The sequence below is a fragment of the Shinella sp. BE166 genome (genome assembly GCF_051201095.1).
Classification (GTDB): Bacteria; Pseudomonadota; Alphaproteobacteria; order Rhizobiales; family Rhizobiaceae; genus Shinella; species Shinella lacus.
Genome location: NZ_JBPEHL010000014.1, coordinates 1 through 17886 on the forward strand (window position 1 = coordinate 1; position 17886 = coordinate 17886).

Annotated in this window: 22 protein-coding genes; 8 read left to right on the top strand and 14 right to left on the bottom strand. The window is 64.5% G+C overall.

Going from position 1 to position 17886, the window contains the following annotated elements:
- A partial coding sequence (locus J2Y63_RS26390) for an IS3 family transposase (RefSeq protein WP_435268509.1) occupies nt 1-527 on the top strand: 527 nt, incomplete at its 5' end.
- Between the two features lie 51 nt (nt 528-578).
- On the opposite strand, the gene J2Y63_RS26395 is transcribed toward J2Y63_RS26390, so the two are convergent.
- Complete coding sequence (locus J2Y63_RS26395; protein ID WP_435268510.1) at nt 579-746, bottom strand: hypothetical protein; 168 nt, start codon at nt 744-746, stop codon at nt 579-581.
- A 4-nt stretch (nt 747-750) separates the two neighbouring features.
- Here J2Y63_RS26395 and J2Y63_RS26400 point away from each other — a divergent pair, with 4 nt between their 5' ends.
- From J2Y63_RS26400 to J2Y63_RS26410, 3 genes are all read left to right on the top strand, one after another.
- On the top strand, nt 751-993 hold the full coding sequence (locus tag J2Y63_RS26400; protein WP_435268511.1) for a DUF2934 domain-containing protein: 243 nt from the start codon (nt 751-753) through the stop codon (nt 991-993).
- 82 nt (nt 994-1075) lie between these two features.
- Nucleotides 1076-2536, top strand: a complete 1461-nt coding sequence (gene glgA / locus J2Y63_RS26405) for a glycogen synthase GlgA (RefSeq protein WP_435268512.1) — start codon at nt 1076-1078, stop codon at nt 2534-2536.
- Nucleotides 2537-2596: 60 nt separating this feature from the next.
- The gene (locus tag J2Y63_RS26410; RefSeq protein WP_435268513.1) at nt 2597-2788 is read left to right on the top strand and encodes a hypothetical protein; all 192 of its coding nucleotides are present in this window, start codon (nt 2597-2599) and stop codon (nt 2786-2788) included.
- A 33-nt stretch (nt 2789-2821) separates the two neighbouring features.
- On the opposite strand, the gene J2Y63_RS26415 is transcribed toward J2Y63_RS26410, so the two are convergent.
- Nucleotides 2822-3076 carry a DUF982 domain-containing protein gene (locus J2Y63_RS26415; RefSeq protein ID WP_435268514.1) on the bottom strand — a complete coding sequence of 85 codons (255 nt, stop codon included), beginning with the start codon at nt 3074-3076 and terminating at the stop codon, nt 2822-2824.
- A gap of 122 nt (nt 3077-3198) precedes the next feature.
- Between J2Y63_RS26415 and J2Y63_RS26420 the strand changes: the two genes are divergently transcribed.
- Nucleotides 3199-3942 carry a sulfite exporter TauE/SafE family protein gene (locus J2Y63_RS26420; RefSeq protein WP_435268515.1) on the top strand — a complete coding sequence of 248 codons (744 nt, stop codon included), beginning with the start codon at nt 3199-3201 and terminating at the stop codon, nt 3940-3942.
- Here the strand turns inward: J2Y63_RS26420 and J2Y63_RS26425 are convergent.
- Genes J2Y63_RS26425 through J2Y63_RS26445 form a run of 5 tightly spaced genes read right to left on the bottom strand, consistent with a single transcriptional unit; the run spans nt 3939 to nt 10597 of the window.
- Nucleotides 3939-5726 carry an ABC transporter ATP-binding protein gene (locus tag J2Y63_RS26425; RefSeq protein ID WP_435268516.1) on the bottom strand — a complete coding sequence of 596 codons (1788 nt, stop codon included), beginning with the start codon at nt 5724-5726 and terminating at the stop codon, nt 3939-3941. The genes J2Y63_RS26420 and J2Y63_RS26425 overlap by 4 nt on opposite strands.
- A gap of 1 nt (nt 5727) precedes the next feature.
- Nucleotides 5728-6588: an ABC transporter permease gene (locus J2Y63_RS26430; RefSeq protein WP_435268517.1), complete on the bottom strand. Its 861-nt coding sequence runs from the start codon at nt 6586-6588 to the stop codon at nt 5728-5730.
- Nucleotides 6585-7535 carry an ABC transporter permease gene (locus tag J2Y63_RS26435; protein WP_435268518.1) on the bottom strand — a complete coding sequence of 317 codons (951 nt, stop codon included), beginning with the start codon at nt 7533-7535 and terminating at the stop codon, nt 6585-6587. Before J2Y63_RS26435 ends, J2Y63_RS26430 begins: the two co-directional genes overlap by 4 nt.
- A gap of 11 nt (nt 7536-7546) precedes the next feature.
- Nucleotides 7547-9061 (bottom strand): ABC transporter substrate-binding protein, encoded by a 1515-nt coding sequence (locus J2Y63_RS26440; RefSeq protein WP_435268519.1) that lies wholly within the window; start codon nt 9059-9061, stop codon nt 7547-7549.
- A 54-nt stretch (nt 9062-9115) separates the two neighbouring features.
- Nucleotides 9116-10597, bottom strand: a complete 1482-nt coding sequence (locus tag J2Y63_RS26445) for a M81 family metallopeptidase (RefSeq protein WP_435268520.1) — start codon at nt 10595-10597, stop codon at nt 9116-9118.
- 334 nt (nt 10598-10931) lie between these two features.
- Here J2Y63_RS26445 and J2Y63_RS26450 point away from each other — a divergent pair, with 334 nt between their 5' ends.
- Together J2Y63_RS26450 and J2Y63_RS26455 are read left to right on the top strand one after the other, a co-directional pair.
- On the top strand, nt 10932-11216 hold the full coding sequence (locus J2Y63_RS26450) for a hypothetical protein (RefSeq protein WP_435268521.1): 285 nt from the start codon (nt 10932-10934) through the stop codon (nt 11214-11216).
- A gap of 50 nt (nt 11217-11266) precedes the next feature.
- Complete coding sequence (locus J2Y63_RS26455) at nt 11267-12130, top strand: MurR/RpiR family transcriptional regulator (RefSeq protein WP_319310186.1); 864 nt, start codon at nt 11267-11269, stop codon at nt 12128-12130.
- 3 nt (nt 12131-12133) lie between these two features.
- Here the strand turns inward: J2Y63_RS26455 and J2Y63_RS26460 are convergent, their stop codons facing one another.
- The 7 genes from J2Y63_RS26460 to J2Y63_RS26490 all read right to left on the bottom strand — a co-directional run bounded on the left by J2Y63_RS26460 (nt 12134) and on the right by J2Y63_RS26490 (nt 17383).
- Nucleotides 12134-12427 (bottom strand): DUF6522 family protein, encoded by a 294-nt coding sequence (locus tag J2Y63_RS26460; RefSeq protein ID WP_435268522.1) that lies wholly within the window; start codon nt 12425-12427, stop codon nt 12134-12136.
- An 83-nt stretch (nt 12428-12510) separates the two neighbouring features.
- The gene (locus J2Y63_RS26465; RefSeq protein ID WP_435268523.1) at nt 12511-13200 is read right to left on the bottom strand and encodes an MOSC domain-containing protein; all 690 of its coding nucleotides are present in this window, start codon (nt 13198-13200) and stop codon (nt 12511-12513) included.
- Complete coding sequence (locus tag J2Y63_RS26470) at nt 13197-13754, bottom strand: redoxin family protein (protein WP_435268524.1); 558 nt, start codon at nt 13752-13754, stop codon at nt 13197-13199. Before J2Y63_RS26470 ends, J2Y63_RS26465 begins: the two co-directional genes overlap by 4 nt.
- 118 nt (nt 13755-13872) lie before the next feature.
- Nucleotides 13873-14589: a hypothetical protein gene (locus J2Y63_RS26475; protein ID WP_435268525.1), complete on the bottom strand. Its 717-nt coding sequence runs from the start codon at nt 14587-14589 to the stop codon at nt 13873-13875.
- A 37-nt stretch (nt 14590-14626) separates the two neighbouring features.
- Nucleotides 14627-15274: a MarR family winged helix-turn-helix transcriptional regulator gene (locus J2Y63_RS26480; RefSeq protein ID WP_435268526.1), complete on the bottom strand. Its 648-nt coding sequence runs from the start codon at nt 15272-15274 to the stop codon at nt 14627-14629.
- A gap of 65 nt (nt 15275-15339) precedes the next feature.
- Entirely contained in the window at nt 15340-16734 is a 1395-nt protein-coding gene (locus J2Y63_RS26485; RefSeq protein WP_435268527.1) for a DUF4360 domain-containing protein, read from the bottom strand.
- Between the two features lie 58 nt (nt 16735-16792).
- Nucleotides 16793-17383, bottom strand: a complete 591-nt coding sequence (locus tag J2Y63_RS26490) for a DUF4360 domain-containing protein (RefSeq protein ID WP_256118388.1) — start codon at nt 17381-17383, stop codon at nt 16793-16795.
- A 208-nt stretch (nt 17384-17591) separates the two neighbouring features.
- On the opposite strand from J2Y63_RS26490, the gene J2Y63_RS26495 reads away from it, so the two are divergent.
- Entirely contained in the window at nt 17592-17840 is a 249-nt protein-coding gene (locus J2Y63_RS26495) for a hypothetical protein (RefSeq protein WP_435268528.1), read from the top strand.
- Nucleotides 17841-17886: the final 46 nt, after the last annotated feature.

Sequence of the window (17886 nt, forward strand, 5' to 3'; positions counted from 1 at the left end):
GGACGAGACGCCCTCTGGCGCTGCCCTCGCGTGCCAACGAGCGATGGAGCCTGGATTTCGTCAGCGACGCTTTCACAGATGGTCGTCGCTTTCGGATTCTGGCCGTCGTCGATGACTTTACCCGCGAATGCCTGGCGCTGGTCGCCGACACGTCGCTCTCAGGCCGGCGGCTTGCGCGGGAACTCGATGCCGTCATCGCCCAACGAGGCAAGCCACGAACAATTGTCTCCGACAACGGCACGGAGATGACCAGCATGGCCGTTCTGGAATGGTGCCAAAGCACGCATGTCGAATGGCATTATATCGCACCGGGCAAACCCATGCAGAATGGCTTCGTAGAAAGTTTCAACGGCAGCTTCCGTGACGAATGCCTCAACGAAACACTGTTCTCGTCACTGACGCAGGCGAGGATCGAAATCACAGCATGGAAGGAGGACTACAATCGCAACAGACCGCATTCTTCACTGGGCAACATCACACCCAGCGAATTCGCAATGAAAATGGCTATGGAAAAACAGGCCGCATAAGGTCAGATTGAAAACCCAAGACTCTCCTGAAAATTGGAGGGACGATGGGTCTCAGGTCAGCGGCAAAACGTCTATTTTCTTGGGAACAAACAGCCCGTCATCCGGTTTCAAAATAGGGCTGTCAGAGTTGCGAACATCAAACCCGAAAGGGGCCGTTTTGGCCTTCCTTGAAAGAAAACGGGTGGTGGCGCGATGGGCGGTCTTTTCAGAAAGGGACATTCAGATGGCTGATTTTAATGATCTGGTTCGCACCGAGGCCTACCTCATCTGGCAATCGGAAGGGCGGCCGCATGGGCAGGATGCGCGGCATTGGGAGATGGCGATCGAGCGCGTCCGGTCGAGAATGCCTGTAAAGACGGTGAAGACCGTGGCTCCCGTCAAGCCGCTTCCCCTCCAGCGCGTGGCGCTCCTGGCGCGCTCGACGCGCAAGCCGCAGCCGGCGGAAACCTTTCGCGCATCCGCTTGACCGTTTCGCTATGCCGTCGCTTCGCCCCTCGCCACCCGGCGGGGGCTTTCGATCCCTTCAGCGGAGTGGTATCTGACAGGCCATGAACGTTCTGTCGATTGTTTCGGAGGTTTTTCCTCTCATCAAGACCGGGGGATTGGCAGACGTGGCAGGCGCCCTTCCGAAGGCCCTGCGCCCGCTGGGTATCGACGTCCTGACCCTGGTGCCGGGTTATCCGCAGGTGCTGGACCGCCTGCCGGAGCGGGTGGAAATCGGCTGCCTGGAGGGCCTGCTCGGGCACCGGGCCGTCGTGTCCCGCGCGACCACGGAGGGGCTCGACCTGCTGATCCTGGAGATCCCCGAACTCTACCAGCGCACCGGCGGGCCTTATCTCGATGGCGCCGGTTACGACCATCCGGACAACTGGTTGCGTTTCGCCGCCTTGTCGCTTGCCGGCGCGCGCATCGCGCTTGGGCACCTGCCATTGGGCAGCGCCGATATCGTCCATGTGCATGACTGGCAGACATCGCTCGTGCCGGTCTATCTGCGTTATCGGTTCCAGAGTTCGCTTCCCGTGGTCTGCACGGTCCACAATCTCGCCTTCCAGGGGCAGTTCTCCATCGATATCGCACCCCGCCTTGAATTGCCGGACGCAGCCCTCGGCATGGATTGCCTCGAATATTACGGCGGTATCGGTTACCTGAAGGGCGGCCTCGTCTGCTCCGATATCGTGACGACGGTCAGCCCCACCTATGCGCGCGAAGTCCTTTCGACGGAGCTCGGCATGGGGCTCGACGGCGTGTTACAGACGCGGCGCGCAGCCCTTTACGGCATCGTCAACGGCATCGATGCCGATATCTGGAATCCGGCGACCGATCCGCTGATCCCCAGACCCTATGACGTCCGCTCGCTGGCGCGCCGGCAGGAGAACCGTGCGGCCGTGCTCCGGCATTTCGGCCTGCCGGATGCAAATGGGCCGCTCTTTGCGGCGCTGACGCGGCTGACCTGGCAGAAGGGGGCGGATATGTTTGCCGAGGTGGCCGAGGAAATCGTCCAGCACGGCGGCCAGCTCGTCGTCTGCGGGCAGGGCGACGCGGCCATCGGAGCGGCACTCCGGGACTGCGCCTGGCGCTATCCCGACCGCGTGAGCGTCCACATCGGCTATAGCGAGGAACTCGCGCATCTCATCGTTTCGGGCTGCGACGTGCTGATGCAGCCGTCGCGTTTCGAACCGTGCGGCCTGACGCAGCTTTATGCCATGCGCTATGGCGCAATCCCGCTTGTCGGGCGGACCGGCGGTCTGTCGGAAACCATCATCGACGCCAACGAGGCGGCGATGGCGCGGGCGGTTGCCACCGGTTTTCAGTTCCACCCGGTCGATCCGCACAGTTTTCGCGAGGCGGTGCGCCGGGCCTGCGAGGCATTCGAGAACCGCGAGGCCTGGAGCAACCTGCAACGTCAGGCCATGAAAGCCGATTTCTCCTGGGAGCGCAGCGCCTCCCAATATGCCCAGCTTTTCGAAGCGTTGCAGGCCGCGTGGCAGGCGACGGCCGAGCGGGCATAAACGCATCGAGAGGAACAATCGCCACTGTCGCCGGTTTCTGGGAGTGAACAGGAGGGCATCATGGCCATCATCCCCAACGAGCCCACGCCCGGTCCGGTCCCCATTCCCGACCTGCCGCCGATCGACAATCCCAGCCCGCCCATCGAGGAGCCGGAGCCCGACCGCCTGCCGGACGAAAATCCCGACCCTAATCCCGACGAGAACGACCAGCCGCCGAAACATGTGCATGGGCGCGTGCATGGTCCTGTTTGAGATTTTTTGCTGCCGAATGCCGTTCCCCGCGTCTCAGTGCAGGGTGATGGCGATCTTTGCCTCGTGTGCGGCTTCCAGAAAGGCGTCGCGTGCCTCGTTGTCCTCGGCGTCGCCGTCGAGCGCATCCGCACAGAGGCGGATCGCCTTGTAGAAGGCTATGCCGTGTTGCTTCGGCCAGAATTGCAGGAGATAGGCCGCCGCCTCGACGGAGCTTCGCACGATGACGAAGGCCTGCGCTTCGGGATTCGCCAGAACGACGGGCATCTGCCAGTTGTGATCGCTGTCCATATCGAAACCTGCCTTGTGCGCGTTCTCTTCCTACAATCCCAGATGGTGAAAATAGTTCCGCAGTGGAACCAAAGCGGTCGGAAAGGCGTCTAGCGTTTCGCGTGACAGGCGAGGAGAGGCCGATGCTGGATTACCTGACCGCGGACCTTCTGCTCTTTGTCGTCATCGGCTTTTTCGCCCAGATCGTGGATGGCGCGCTCGGTCTCGCCTTCGGCGTGCTCACCACCACGAGCCTGCTGGCCGTCGGGGTGCCGCCGGCAACCGCCAGCGCCATGACGCACGCGACCGAATGTTTCACCACCGCGGCGTCCGGCCTGTCGCATGCCTATCACCGCAATGTCGATTGGCGGCTGGTGGCGCGGCTAGCGCCGGCGGGCATGATCGGCGGGGCGATCGGCGCCTATCTGCTCTCCAGCATCGATGCCAAGGCGATCGAGCCCTTCGTTTCCGTCTATCTCATCGCCGTCGGCGTCTTCATCCTCTACAAGGCGTTCAGCCCCTCCTGGCCGCGCGACGTGCGCGATTGGATCATCCCCTATGTCGGCGGCGCGGGCGGCCTGCTCGATGCGATGGGCGGCGGCGGCTGGGGGCCGATCGTCACCAGCACCCTGCTGGGGCGCGGTCACGACCTGAAAAAGGTCATCGGGTCCACCAACCTCACCGAATTCGCCGTGACGGTGGTGATATCCGTCACCTTCATCCTGGCGCTCGGCTGGTCGGAGCTTTCCTCGGCGGTCGGCCTGATCATAGGCGGCGTGCTCGCCGCCCCCTTCGGTGCCCTCATCGTCAAGCGGCTGCCGACGAAACCGCTGATGATCGCCGTCTCCCTCATCATCGCCGGCACCGCGGCGATGCGGCTGTTCTAGGCCGCCTCCTGCACGAAATGCCCCGGCGAAACCTCACGATAGGCGCGCTTCGGCGGCACGTAGCCGTGCGGGCGCAGCGGGCTCTTGATCTCCTCGTTGAGCGGCGGCGGCTGGTGGCCGCGGCGGGTGGGGTCGGGCATCGGCACGGCGGCGATGAGGCGGCGCGTATAGGCGTGCTGCGGATTGTCGAAGATCGCGGCGCGCGGGCCGATCTCGACGATTTCGCCCAGGAACATCACCGCGACGCGATGACTGACGCGCTCGACCACCGCCATGTCATGCGAGATGAAGAGATAGGCGAGGCGGTGCTTTTCCTGGAGGTCGAGCAGCAGGTTGGACACCTGCGCCTTCACGGTCACATCGAGTGCCGAGACCGCCTCGTCCGCCACGATGAATTTCGGCTGGAGTGCCAGCGCGCGGGCAATCGATATGCGCTGACGCTGGCCGCCGGAAAACTCATGCGGATGCCGCCCCGCCATCGTCCCGGACAGGCCGACCTGTTCCAACAGTTCGGCGACGCGCTCCTTCGCCTCGCGTCGCCCCAGCAGGCCGTGCGCCAGCATCGGTTCGGCGATGGCCGAGCCGATGGTGATGCGTGGATTGAGCGAGGCGAAGGGGTCCTGGAAGATCATCTGCGAGGTGCGGCGCATGGCGCGCAATACGCCTGACCCGGCCTTGGTCACGTCCTGCCCGTCGATGACGACGGAGCCGGCGCTCGGATCGACGAGGCGCATGATCGCCCGGCCGGTGGTGGACTTGCCGCAGCCGGATTCGCCGACGAGCGACAGCGTCTCGCCCGGCCGAAGATCGAAGGAGACGTCCTCGACGGCATGGATCTGCCCCTGTGGCAGCGCGAAGCGCACGGAGAGTTTGTCGACCGTGAGGATCGGCTTGGCGTCCGCTGAAACGGGTTGCGTAACGCGGCCGTCGGTCGCGAGACCCGTCGCGGGATCGACATCGGGAAAACGGCGCGGCGCGGCCGCATCGCCCATAGTGCCGAGGCGCGGAATGGAGGCGAGCAGCGCCTTCGTATAGATCGCCTTCGGTGCGGCGAATATGTCCTGCGTTGGGCCGGTCTCGATCATGTCGCCGCGGAACATCACCACGGTGCGGTCGGCCACCTCGGCCACCACGCCCATGTCATGGGTGATGAACAGCACGCCCATGTTCTCCTCGCGCTGCAACTCGCGCAGCAGGTGGAGGATTTCCGCCTGAACCGTCACGTCGAGCGCCGTCGTCGGCTCGTCGGCGATCAGCAGTTTCGGCCGGCAGGCGAGTGCCATGGCGATCATCACACGCTGGCGCATGCCGCCGGAGAATTTGTGCGGATATTCGTGCAGGCGGGATTTGGCGGCGGGGATGCGGACGCGCTCCATCAGGCGCAGCGCCTCGGCTTCGGCCGCCTTCCACGAGAGGTCGCGGTGCAGCACCAGCGCCTCGGCGATCTGGTTGCCGATGGTGAAGACCGGGTTGAGCGAGGTCATCGGCTCCTGGAAGATCATGCCGATGACGCCGCCGCGCACCGCGCGCATCTCCGCCTCGCTCGCCTGCAAAAGATCGCGACCTTCGAGCAGGATGCGGCCTTCGCAGCGCGCCCGGCCGGGCGGCAGCAGGCGCATGGTGGAGAGCGCGGTGACGCTCTTGCCCGAGCCGGATTCGCCGACGATGGCGACGGTTTCACCGGCATCGACCGTCAGGTTGATGTTGCGGATAACGGCGCGCCATCCTTCCGCGGTCTTGAACGACGTCGTCAGGTTCTCGACCGAAAGCACAGTGTCCGTCATGTCAGCTTTCCTTCGCAAGGCGCGGATCGACCAGATCGCGCAGCCCGTCGCCGAGCAGTTGCAGGGCGAGCACGGAGAAGACGATGGCCAGTCCCGGAAACACCATCAGCCAGGGGGCGTTGTTCATATATTCCCGGCCGGAGGCGAGCATGGTGCCCCAGGTCGGCATGTCGGTGGAAACGCCCACACCGAGGAAGGAAAGGCTCGCTTCCGCCAGCATCGCCGAGGCGAAGACGAAGGTCGCCTGCACGAGGATGGGCGAGGCGAGGTTGAGCAGCACATGGCGCGTCAGGATCTGCCAGGTCGGCAGGCCCATGGCGACGGCGGCTTCGATATAAGGCAGTTCGCGCAGCACCAGCGTGGAGCCGCGCACGATGCGGGCGAGCCGGGGCGCATAGGTGATGCCGAGCGCCAGGATGACGGTCGTCAGCGACGGACCGAGGGCGGCGACGAGCGCAATGGCGAGCAGGATATCCGGAAAGGACATCATGGCATCGAGCAGCCGGGAGATCGGCGCATCGAGCTTGCGGAAGAAGCCGGCGGTCACCCCCAAGAGCACGCCGAGCACGGTGGAGATGGAGACCACGCCGAGGCTGACGAGCAGCGAGATGCGGCCGGCGAAAATGGCGCGCGAAAAGATGTCGCGGCCGAACTCGTCCGTGCCGAAGACATGCGCGAAGGACGGCGCTTTCAGCTTGTTGACGATCGACAGCTTGTTCGGCGCATAGGGCGCGATCCAGGGCGCAAGGATCGCCGCCGAGAGCACGATCGCCAGGATGATCGCGCCGAACAGGATGGCGCGGTTGCGGAAGAGCCGGCGCAGGCTGGCGGTGAAGGGCAGGGGGAGGGAGGCGGTCGTCATAGGCGCACCCGCGGATCGACGAGGATATAGAGCATGTCCACGATGAAGTTGATGAGCACGTAGATCGCCGCGACGACCAGCAGCGCGCCCTGGATGACGGGATAGTCACGCCGCAGCACGGCCGAGACCACGAGATTGCCGACGCCAGGCAGGCCGAAGACGGTTTCCGTCACCACCGCGCCCGCCACCAGCATGGCGATGGAAAGGCCGATGACGGTGATGATCGGGATCAGGGCGTTCTTCAGCGCATGTTTGAGGATCACACGCCGTTCGCTCGCTCCCTTGGCGCGTGCCGTGCGCACATAGTCGTCGCCGAGCACGTCCAGCATCGCGGCGCGGGTGAAGCGGGTGATCAGCGCCGAATTGACGATGCCGAGCGCCACCGCCGGCAACACGAGATGATGCAGCCGCTCAAGGAAGGACGTATCCGGCCCGCCATAACCGGAGGCCGGAAACCAGCCCTGGCCTACGGCAAAAACCTGGATGAGGATGAGGCCGAGCCAGAAGCTCGGCACGCTCGCCGCCACCATGGTGAGCGTCACGACGACCTGGTCGAACAGCGTGCCGCGCCTGACGGCGGAGAAGATGCCGACCGGCAGCGCGATCGCCACTGCAATCAGGATCGAGAACAGCGTGAGGAAGAAGGTCGGCTCGGCGCGTGCCGCAAGCGCCGTCGTCACCGGCTGGTCGAGGAAGATCGACTGGCCGAGATCGCCCTTGAGGATGCCCAGCACGAACTGGCCGTACTGGGCGATCAGCGGCGCATCTAGCCCCATCTTGGTGCGCAGTTGCGCGATGTCCTCCGGGGTCGCATCCGACCCCAGCATTACGGCGGCCGGATCGCCCGGCGTCACGCGGACGATGACGAAAACCACCGTCACGACCAGGGCGAGCACGATGGCCATGCCCCCCAGCCGTTTCAACAGTGCCTGAGCGATCCGAACCATGATCTAGGGCCTCACTTCTTCGGGGTTACGTTCCAGAAATGCGGCCAGTAGGTGGGCGTGTAGCCGGAAACCCCGGTGGAAACCCCCGTGACCGCATTGAAATTGCCGGCCTTGAAGAGCGGCGCATCGTCGTAGATCACCGCCTGGATGCCTTCCCAGGCCTTCTGCTTGTCCGCGTCGGAGACGGCGTCCATGTAGGTCGCGACGGCCTTGGCCTTCTCGGGCGAGACGTACCAGCCGGGATAGCTGTCGGTGATCGTGTTGATCGTCGTCGGGTCGCCCGGGAAGTTGGAATGGGTGATGAAGATATCCCATTCCTTCGGGTCGGCGCGCCGTGTGGTCAGCGTCGCCCAGTCCACCACCTGCATGTCCACCTTGAAGCCCGCGGCTTCGAGATAGGCTTTTGCCACCTCGCCGATCTTGTAGTGGAATTCGTATTGCCGGCTGGTCATTAGGCGCAGCGGGGTGCCGTCGTAGCCGGCCTCTTCGAGCAGCTTCGCGGCCGCCTCCAGATCGCCTTCGCCATAACGCGCGACGCCGGATTCCGTGTGCCAGAGAGAGCCCTTCGGGAAGATCGAGCCATCGACGCTGAAGAAGCGTTCGTCGGAGAAGGCGGCGAGCATCATGTCGTTCGGGTTGAGTGCGGCCTGTACGGCTTGGCGCAACGTCTTTTTGACGAGCAGGCCTTCCTTCATGTTCATGTTGAGCGAGGCCCAGCCGGTGTTTTCGTAGATGACCGGCTTGGCATTGCCGCTCGCCTCGACGCGCTCATAGGCGCTGACCGGCAGGGAATCCGCGAAATCGAACTGGCCGGAGATCAGCCCCTCGACGCGGGTATTGGCGTCCGGCACCGGCACGAAACGGATTTCCTTGGCGATCGCCTCGCGTTTGCCCGCATAGTTGCTGGGCTCGCCCTCCGGCGACTTGTAGTCGTCGAAGCGCACGAGCTGGGTATATTGGTCGGGCTTGCGCTCCTTCAGCGCATAGGGGCCGGTGCCGACGAAGTCGGTCAGCGTGTCGGCGATCTTTTCCGACGGCATGATGATGGAGGCCTGCGAGAAGGTGGCGAGCAGCGGCGCATACCGCGACTTCAGCTTGACGACGACGGCGTTCGCGCCGTCTTCCGCAAGGCTCTCGATCACTTCGGCGACCTGCTTGCCCTTGGAATTGACCGCCATCCAGCGCGTCAGCGAGGCGGTCACGTCCTTGGCGTCGAGATCGCTGCCGTCATGGAACTTGATGCCTTCGCGAAGCGCGATGCGATAGGTGAGGCCGTCCTCGGAAATCTCCGGCATGGCGGCGGCGAGCAGCGGCACGGAACGCCACTCGGTGTCATAGGTATAGAGCGTCTCGAAAATATGCTGGTCGATGGTCAGCACGATGTCGGTCGGCGTCTGCATGGCGTCGAGCGTCGGCGGCTCGCCGATGGTCGCGACGGTCAATACGCCGTCGGTGGTCTGGGCGATCGCCAGGCTGCTGGTGCCGGCAAGTGCGGCCAATGTCATGAGAACCAATGCACTTTTCATCGTGTAACCCTCTCTTTTTTCAACGTTGATGCCGGCTCCCGTCCGGCAGGTGGTTCAGCTTTCCAGTCCGAGCGGATCGACGACACGCGGCCAGAGCGTGAGGCTCGCCTTGCGATAGGCCGTGGTGGCCGGGTCCGTCGGGTAGGAGGTCGGCGCGGCGACATAGACGATCTCGGAGGAGACCGGCTGGAAGCCGGCATGAAAATGGTTGGTCGATTTCACCAGCAGGAAGGCTTTCCGCATGAAGTCGATGCCCTGGTTGGCGAAAATGTCGGGCTGGTAGGTCTGGGTGCGGCTGGTGATGAGCACGATGTCGATGGTCGTGCCGAGCGGGCGCACCACGGCGGCGGCGCCGAGCGTCACGCGGCTGTTGCGAAAACTCTGCCAGCCGGCATCGAACACCGCCTGCACCGTCACGCGCAGGTCGAGCGGCTCGCCGCCTTCCGGCCCGGATTTGCCGCCGAAGCGCAGGGCAAGCTCCGCCCCTTCGCCCGCCGCATGGCAGAAGGATACGGCAATCGGATCCCAGATCGTCGCCACTGCGACATTCTCGAAGCCGCGCTCGATCATCCGGCGCAGGATATGGGTCGCATCCCCCGCCACCCCGCCGCCCGGATTGTCCCAGACATCGGCGATGACGACCGGTACATCCGGCCTTTCGGCGCGCACCGCCAAGGCCCGGTCGAGCCCGCCCTCGGTGTCGAGCATTGGCATCGCTGCCTGCCGGCGCAGGGCGTAGAGCTCGTGGCCGAGCGTTTCCGCCAGCGCGTCGCCCTTCGCCTTGTCGCCATCGGTGACAACGAGGATGCGGGTGCCCATGTCCGGCACGTCGCCGGCCATGAAGCCGTGGATCACGGAGATCGACAAGATGCCGTCGCGGCCCTCCATCGCCTTCAGACGGTCGACGAAGGAGCGCATCGGCTCGCGGCTCGTCGGGTAGAGGGTGATCATTCGGCAGTCGAAGGTGTAGATGACCGGCCGGATTTCGCCGCGCAGCGTGCGCAGAGCAAGGTCGACGACATGTTCGCCGCGCTCCTCGAAATCCGTATGCGGGAATTCGAGGAAGGTCGCCATGAGATCGAGACTGGCGACGCGCAGCGCGGTCAGGTGGCTGTGCGGATCGAATTCCGCGGCGACCAGCACCTTCGGGCCGACGATGGCGCGGACCCGGGACAGCAGGTCGCCCTCCGGATCGTCATAACCCTGCGCCACCATCGCGCCATGCAGGCCGAGCACGACCGCATCCACCGGCAGCGCGGCCTTGAGTTCGCCAAGGATCTGGTCGCGCAGCGTCTCGTAGGTCTTGCGCTGGATAAGGCCTGCCGGCTCCGCCCAGCAGGAGGTGCCTTCGATGACGGTAAAGCCTTCGGCGCGCCCGCGCCGGCGCAGGATCGGCACAACGGAGGAGCAGAGCGTTGGCGTGTCGGGATGTTCGCCCGGCCCCGCATAGAAGGCGGCCTTGAAGGCGTTCATGTCCGTCGGAACGGGGGAGAATGTATTGGTCTCGGTCGCCAGCGAGGCCGTGAAAATGCGCATGTTGATCCGTCCGAATGGGTTGAAGCTCGCAGAAAAACCCAGCCGCCATCAGCCGCCGGTGAGGGCGTTGACATGTTCGGCCGTGAGGCTTTCCAAAAATGTTCCCGTTGCTTGTTTCACCGCTTCTGCGATGTAATTTATTTTCCTGATAGTGCGATAATTTCACAGAAAGTCAAGATTGGTCGCACGAAAGGCAACTCAATGTGTAATCTGTTTTCTCTTCGGTTGAAAAAGAGAGGAATTTTCACGCAGCCAAATTTTGCCGAGAGGTCCGCGGCGAAGCGAGCATTCCGAATCCGCTATGAATATCAAACCGTTCCGAAGCCGACCCTTGATGCTGCAGCGCACGAGCGGTGAAAACAGCCTGAAAATGCGATGGGGCGAAGAGGGGCAGAATTTCAGCGCCGTCTACAGTCGCCTCGGCATTGCAGCCATTCAATGTGAAATTATGAAAAAATATTTCTCGGGCGCTTGTAAAAATCGGACACACCGCAACCTCTGGAGCGAGGCAGGAATGGCTGTAGGGTCTGCTATACCGCCATTTACGCTGAAAGAAGAAGCGCGTCATCCGCGAAGCCTCATGCCGAACCCATTGATGCGAAGCCGCACTGTGTTATGACTGACGCATAAGAAATTCGTTTTCACGCATCGCGCAAGGGCGGAGAGCCGATGGACCTTTTTCACGCATTGTCGGATGAGGACGGCCGGCTTTCCGGGCTGGATCGCAAGCTCGCGCAGCTTGCCCTGGAGGATGTGGATTTCGTCGTCAACTCGTCGATCGGCGAGCTTGCAGAGCGCGCCGGCGTGTCGCCGCCGACCGTCACCCGCTTCTGCCGCCGGCTCGGCTGCAAGGGCTATCCGGATTTCAAGGTGCAGCTCGCCCGGCTCACCTATGTCGGCCTGCGCTACGTCAAGCCGGAAGTGCCGACAGAGACGGCGGACGAGGTGGCCGAGGACATCATCGCCAAGGCGCAGAACGCACTGTTCCAGCTGCACCGCCAGCTCGATTTCGCAGCGCTCGACACGGCGGCCCGCCTGCTGCGCGGGGCTGATTTCATCCAGGCCTTCGGCGCCAGCGGCAATTCGGCGATGATCGTCAACGAGCTGCACAATCGGCTCTTCCGGCTCGGCTGCCGCGTCAATGCCTCGAACGACCACAATATGAATGCGATGATCTCCGCAGCCGCCTTGCCGGGCACGGTGGTGTTCGGCTCGTCCTTCACGGGGCGTGATCCGGCGCTGGTGCATTGCCTGGGCCTGCTGCGCAAGCGCGCCATCCCGACCATCGTCGTCACCCAGAGCGGCTCGCCGGTCGCCACCGCCGCGGACGTGGTCATCTCCGTCGATCTGCCGGAGGGCAAGAACATCTTCCGGCCGACCTCGACGCGCTATGCCTATCTGGCGGTCATCGACATGCTGGCCAATCTCGTCGCCTATACCGACCGGGCGAAGGCGCTGAAAACGCTGCGCAGCATCAAGGAGGAACTGGTGAGCCGCCGCGATGGCGACGACCGCCAGCTGCTCGGCGACTGAATGTCAGCGCCCCGTGCGCGGCGGCGCGGAGGGGATGACTTCGATGCGCTGCGTGCCGACGGTGCCGTCCGCCTCGACGATCGCCTGCCAGCGCCGGTTGCCGCAGCGCACGGTGAGCCGCCAGCGGCCCGCATCCTCCCCTTCGCCGCGCTCGACGCGCGACGCGACGAAGCCGCGCCGCATCATGTCGCGCAGCGTCTGCGTCGGCCAGCCGAAACGCTCGGCCAGCATTTCCGCCGGCAGCAGGAATTCGCCCGCTTCGTCACGGCTGAGAATGATGGGCTGGGCGTCGGTCATGCAGCGTCTCCCGGCGACTGGACGGTGAAGATCAGTCTTAACCCGCGCGGCATCCGGCCGAAAGGGCGGTTGCGTCGCAGAGCCTAGGTGGAGCCGGTGAGCCGTCTTGTCCAGTCCTCGACCCGGTTGCTTTCCAGCCGCCGGGCGGCATGGGTCTGCCAGCCGGCGGCAAGCGGTTTCAGCGCCGCGATGCCGGCAAGCTCTTCGCGGTTGAGCGTGTCGATATAGAAGGCGCGCCAGATGCGCGCGAGCGTCCATTCCGGCGCCGCACGGTCGAGCAGGGTCAGGCGGTCCGCGGGCGTGACGATGCCGGGCTGGAGCACGCGATAATACCAGCCCGTGCGCCCGGTCGATTGAACCGTGCGCGCCATCTCGGCCCGGCCGAAACGCTCGTTCAGTTTCCAGCACGGCTGTCGGCCCTGGCTGACCTCGACGACGGCCGTGCCGAGCGCAAAGACGTCGCCGATCGCCACCGTGTCTTCGGTGAGCCCGGCGGTCGAAATGTTCTCGCCGAAACCGCCGGGAGAGGCCAGCAGCGGATGCGCGCCGAAATCGCCCGCCCAGGCGGCATAGTGCTCGAAGGGATAGTGGTGCACGGCCTTTTCCGGCCCACCATGCCGCACCGTATCGCCCTGCTCGTCACCCCGGAAGCCGGTCAACGAGAGCGCAAGTGGCCCAGCCACCGCCGATTTCGCGATGCCGCTCGGCACGCCGCGCGTGCCAAGCGGCGCTACGGCGCCGACGCGAAGGCTGAGCAGGGCAACGCCCGTCATGAGAGCAACGGTGCCGCGCAACGGCCGTCGGCGCACCCATCGTCCGCATCCGCCGTCTCGCCAGCCCGCACCGGAACGGGGTCGGCGAGCGCCATGGCGATCCGCGCACCCACGGCGATGTCGTCCTCCACGCCAAAAACTTGGTGCAGGATGGTGCCATCGCGCCCGATCAGCACGGAAGACGGCGTGCCGCGCAGCCCGAAGCGCCGCATCGTCACGGGAATGTCGGAACCCTCTTCCGCAAGGTCGACGGCGACGGGCGATTTCAGCCGGTATTCGTGCAGGAACGCCTGCAGCGTCACCGGCGACATGGCCGCATGATGCTCGAAGACCGTGTGGATGCCGATCACCTGCAGGTCGGTATGGGCGAAGACGCGCTCGATGCGCTGCACCTGCGGAATGGCCTGCGCCACGCAGCCGGGGCAGAGCAGCTGGAAACTGTGCAGGAAAACCGGCCGGCCGCGCAGCCCTTGCAGCGTCAGCGGACCGGGCGTGTTGAACCAGGCGCTGACGGCCAGTTCCGGGGCAAGAGGCCGGGCATCAGGCTGGGACATGGTCGCCTCCTTGCTGGCGGGGGTCGATACGGGTAATCCTTGTCATGTTCTTTCTTTCCATTGCCTGGAGGGGAGGAATTGTCGGTCCGGCGATGGCAGTCGCCGGGCCGACGCTCAATCATTCGGCAGGCGCCACCTTGCCGGGCAGGCTCAGATTGCCGGATGCCACCTTGAAGACGTTACTGACGCAGAGCAGCGGCGCATGCAGGTTGCCGTTGATCTTGAGGCCGGCGGTCACGCCGTCATAGGCTGCACCCTTGATGCCGCCGATCAGCGACAGCGGAATGGCGACGTCGACCGTGTCGCCCTTGAAGCTGGTCGGATAGTCCGGGCTGTCGATCAGGAGCGGCACGCCGGGCCAGGTCTCCGGCACCTTCGGCTTTGCGCCTTCCGGAATGTCGATGACCTTAAGGCCGCCGCCGCAGGCCTTGTCCTCGGCCAGAACCACCCAGTGCGGATGCCAGACATGGCGGTTCTTGCCGCCAAAGGCCGCATCGTCGAAATCCGGATGGAAGGTGACGGCGAGCGCGACGATGCCCTGTCCCTTGTCGAAGCCGATCTCGCCGCTATCGAGGCTCGTCGGCCAGACATAGGCATAGACGCTGGAGCCTTCGAACGTGCCCGTCGCATCGGGCTTGTCCTTGCCGGCCTCGCCGCGCACGCGGGTGGTGAAGATCGCGCTGTCGCCCTTCGTGGCGATCGTCGTCTCGATGATGTCGAAGGAGGCCTGGACAGCCTCCGTAGGCTCCGCCTTGATGGAATGGGCCGAGGCCGTCGCCAGCCATAGCGATGCCGTTCCGGCGATGAGCGCGCCGGTTAAAAATCTGCCGAACATGCGAATTGTCCTTTCGTTGCCTGGAGGGGGGGGTGAATTATCCCGTTTGGAATGCATCCCAGGTGGCAGCCCGGGAGGCGGGATCGGCTTCGACGTGATCGCGGCAATCGATGCGGAGTTCCCGTTGGCCGAAGGCCGCGTCGACGAATTTGCAATGGTGGGGCCGCGCCGCATCCGCATGGGCGAAGGGCGCGAAATAGCGACAGGTCACGCACATGCGCTGCACGGGGATCGCGTCGGCCTCCTGGAGGCGCCGGATCATCTTGATCAGGGTGACGAGCAGGTCTTCCTGCTCGCCGTCGTCGAGGGCGCCGATCGCTTGGGCGGCAAGGCCTTCCCCCGTGTCGGTCGCGTTGAGCGCCGAGGCTCCGTCGGCCGTCAGCACCACGCTGACCGCGCGTTTGTCGGCCGCGCCCTGCCGCTTTGCGAGAAAACCCTTGCGCTCCAGCGCATTGATCGAATCCGTCGCGGTCGGCTGCGAGACGCCGAGATGGGCGGCGATCTCCTTGACGCCGAGCCCGTCCTTCTCGCGCCCTTCCAGCAGTGTCAGGATCGAAAGCTGCGTCGGGTTCAGGCCGGTGGCCTTCGCCCGGTTCCACTCATCGACGCGCAGGACCATGCCCACGCGCGAAAGGCCTTCGCGAATGCGGGTGTCGATCGAAAGGGGGTTCTTCGGCGTTTCCATGCCGTTAATATATAGGAGTCCTATATATTTTCAAGAGGCGCAAAACACCTCAGGACGGGAAGGCGTCAGAACGACGCCTTCAGCTGCCCGCCGATGTTCCAGTCCGGCTTGTCGTTTTCGCGGAAGGTGGCGGAAACGGTGGTGTCGAGCTGCCAGCGCTGGTCGAATTTCCAGCCCACGCGCCCGCCGACCGTCGCAAAATTCTGGTCGTCGGCCTTGCCCTTGACATCGCCGACCCAGTCGACGGAGGCCTTGACGCCATTGCTGCCGGCAAAGGTCCGGCCGACCGCGCCGAGCAGGGTATAGTCGAGCCTGTCATCCAGCCTGCGGCTCCAGGCCAGTTCGGCGCTCACGGTGTCGGAGTGCGAGCGGCCGCCCTTGATATGGGCCGCAAACAGGTTCTTGCCGGAAGCGTCCTCGTCATAGCCGTCGAGGTCGAGCCAGGAGCGGGTGAAGCGGGTGGAAAGCGCGATCTCGTTGGCATCGTCCGGCGCATAGATCACGCCGAGCCGCCCATAGGCGCTGAACAGCGAGCCGGAGGCGGTGCCGCTGGCGAAGACCAGCGAATCGAGGTTCACGTAGCTGCGCGAAAGAGAGGCCGAAACATCGGGCGATCCCCAGGCGCCGGCCTCGCCGAAGGCGCGCCAGGTGGTGGCGGGCGTGGTGTAGCGCACGGCGCCGGCAAGCAGCGCCAGCGTGTCGAGCGCGACCTCGGTGCGGTTCGGGTTGACGATGGCCGCACCACCGAGAACGCTCACGCCATTGCCGGCCTCCCAGCGCCCGTTGAAGCCTGCCGCCGCATCCGAGCTGGCGAAGGCCGCGAGGTAGCTTCCCTCGTCGAAGCGGCTCGTCTGGCCGAGCAGGTTCTGCGCGGTGTCCATCAGGTCGAGCGTGATCGATTGGCGCTGGCGCGCGATCTGGTTCATGGAGCCAACGACCGACGCCGTGGTGGTGAAGCCGATGCGCGCGAAATCGATCGAGTCGATGGAGAGGGTGGATTCGAAGCCGTTTTCGTCGAGCGGCCCCGTCGCATCGAGGATCACGGCGAGGTCGAGCGTATCGGACCCCGAAACGCCCACCCTGTCGGAGATGGCGACGTCGTCCTGCAACGACCCCTTGATCTCGTATTTCAGGATCTGCTTGCCGTCCTGCATCGTGCGAAGGGAAGCGGTCTGGCCGTCCTCCGTCGAGGCGAAACCGCGATAATCCACGTTGTAGACCGAGTGCCCGTCCTTCTGCGTCACGGGCACGCTGAGCTTGCAGGAGCTGGTGGCGCGCCGCACGCCCGACGCTCCACCCGCCATGGCGGAAAAATCGTCGAACAGGATGCTCGTCGCGTTGCCATCCGGCGATTGCGTGGACGAGAACGTGCCATCCGCGCAGCCATTTGCCGCGAGCGCGAGCCCCGGAAGTTGAACCGAAGCGGCGGCGAGAAGGGCGAGGCGGAGGGGGAGACGCATGCAAAGATTCCTTGGAAATGGTCGGGCAGCGATCAGCGCCGCCCGACTTTATGCGAGCTTAGCGGCAGGTGCGCCACTGCAGCTGGTAGATGATCGCCGCCTTGACGTCCTGTGTGTCGACCGTCGCCATGGCTTCCTGGCCGCGCGTGGTGTTGACGCGAATGCTGGAATTGGTGCGCAGGTTGACGTCCTCGCCGCAGGCCGACCAGATCAGCGATTCCGCCGTCAGCTTGTTGGAGATCAGGTAGTCCTTTTCCTTCGGACCGGTGAACGTCTGGCGGAAGGCCGGGCCGCGTGTGCCGGCGAAGAAATATTCGACGTTGAACTGCGAGCGGGCGCCGCGCGGCAGCTGGTTGAAGCCGCGATAGTCGATCGCCAGCACCGAGACGCTGCGGCCCTGCGGTACATGAACCGGGATCGCGACGTTGCAGGTCTTGCGGTCGAAGGACTTGCCCGTCTCGCCGCCGGCTTCCACGACATATTCGTCGAACAGCAGGCTGAGCGCCTTGCCATCCGGGCTCAGCGTCGCCGAAACGCTGTCTGCCGGGCAGCCGCTGCCGCCGTAACCGGGCGTGCCGAGCGAAATGTCGTCCGCATAGGCGGCCGTGGCAAGAAAGAGGGATGCGAGCACGATACCAACGGTTTTCATGAGTTTTCCTCGATTTCGAAACGAACCTGGTGTTCGTCTGAAGATATGACTGCCGTGACCTGAACCATCGCTGAGCACGACGTTCATTCTGGAGTCATCCGGCCCATGGCAATCTGTACGGTACGCAGTTAACAGCGTTTTAAAGAAAATTGTTCGCAAAGGTGCCATTCGAAGGCAAAACCGTGGCACGCGGGCAAGGAGAGGTGAGATGCATTCTATCCCGGCCATTCCCAAACTGCTGATGATCGCGCTGGCCGCCGGCTTCGTCCTTGCAGGCTGCACCACGCAAAGCGCCCCGGACATCCGCCCCGGCTATTCCGGTTCGGTCTCGCCGGCGCTGCGGGAACACCAGCGAAAGCAGCGCATCCGCTACGAAGAGGGCAACTACCGCCGGCTCTACCGCCAGAAGGGCTGCCGCCAGGCCGAACGCGGCTGCGACGGCTACGCGCGGTTCTGATCGTTAAAAAACCAAACCCACCCGCGACGTGCGCGGGTGGGTTTGT

Coding starts and splice junctions, on each gene's coding strand:
- J2Y63_RS26395 (WP_435268510.1), bottom strand. CDS start 746: ATGTCCCTTTCTGAAAAGACCGCCCATCGCGCCACCACCCGTTTTCTT.
- J2Y63_RS26400 (WP_435268511.1), top strand. CDS start 751: ATGGCTGATTTTAATGATCTGGTTCGCACCGAGGCCTACCTCATCTGG.
- glgA (WP_435268512.1), top strand. CDS start 1,076: ATGAACGTTCTGTCGATTGTTTCGGAGGTTTTTCCTCTCATCAAGACC.
- J2Y63_RS26410 (WP_435268513.1), top strand. CDS start 2,597: ATGGCCATCATCCCCAACGAGCCCACGCCCGGTCCGGTCCCCATTCCC.
- J2Y63_RS26415 (WP_435268514.1), bottom strand. CDS start 3,076: ATGGACAGCGATCACAACTGGCAGATGCCCGTCGTTCTGGCGAATCCC.
- J2Y63_RS26420 (WP_435268515.1), top strand. CDS start 3,199: ATGCTGGATTACCTGACCGCGGACCTTCTGCTCTTTGTCGTCATCGGC.
- J2Y63_RS26425 (WP_435268516.1), bottom strand. CDS start 5,726: ATGACGGACACTGTGCTTTCGGTCGAGAACCTGACGACGTCGTTCAAG.
- J2Y63_RS26430 (WP_435268517.1), bottom strand. CDS start 6,588: ATGACGACCGCCTCCCTCCCCCTGCCCTTCACCGCCAGCCTGCGCCGG.
- J2Y63_RS26435 (WP_435268518.1), bottom strand. CDS start 7,535: ATGGTTCGGATCGCTCAGGCACTGTTGAAACGGCTGGGGGGCATGGCC.
- J2Y63_RS26440 (WP_435268519.1), bottom strand. CDS start 9,061: ATGAAAAGTGCATTGGTTCTCATGACATTGGCCGCACTTGCCGGCACC.
- J2Y63_RS26445 (WP_435268520.1), bottom strand. CDS start 10,597: ATGCGCATTTTCACGGCCTCGCTGGCGACCGAGACCAATACATTCTCC.
- J2Y63_RS26450 (WP_435268521.1), top strand. CDS start 10,932: ATGCTGCAGCGCACGAGCGGTGAAAACAGCCTGAAAATGCGATGGGGC.
- J2Y63_RS26455 (WP_319310186.1), top strand. CDS start 11,267: ATGGACCTTTTTCACGCATTGTCGGATGAGGACGGCCGGCTTTCCGGG.
- J2Y63_RS26460 (WP_435268522.1), bottom strand. CDS start 12,427: ATGACCGACGCCCAGCCCATCATTCTCAGCCGTGACGAAGCGGGCGAA.
- J2Y63_RS26465 (WP_435268523.1), bottom strand. CDS start 13,200: ATGACGGGCGTTGCCCTGCTCAGCCTTCGCGTCGGCGCCGTAGCGCCG.
- J2Y63_RS26470 (WP_435268524.1), bottom strand. CDS start 13,754: ATGTCCCAGCCTGATGCCCGGCCTCTTGCCCCGGAACTGGCCGTCAGC.
- J2Y63_RS26475 (WP_435268525.1), bottom strand. CDS start 14,589: ATGTTCGGCAGATTTTTAACCGGCGCGCTCATCGCCGGAACGGCATCG.
- J2Y63_RS26480 (WP_435268526.1), bottom strand. CDS start 15,274: ATGGAAACGCCGAAGAACCCCCTTTCGATCGACACCCGCATTCGCGAA.
- J2Y63_RS26485 (WP_435268527.1), bottom strand. CDS start 16,734: ATGCGTCTCCCCCTCCGCCTCGCCCTTCTCGCCGCCGCTTCGGTTCAA.
- J2Y63_RS26490 (WP_256118388.1), bottom strand. CDS start 17,383: ATGAAAACCGTTGGTATCGTGCTCGCATCCCTCTTTCTTGCCACGGCC.
- J2Y63_RS26495 (WP_435268528.1), top strand. CDS start 17,592: ATGCATTCTATCCCGGCCATTCCCAAACTGCTGATGATCGCGCTGGCC.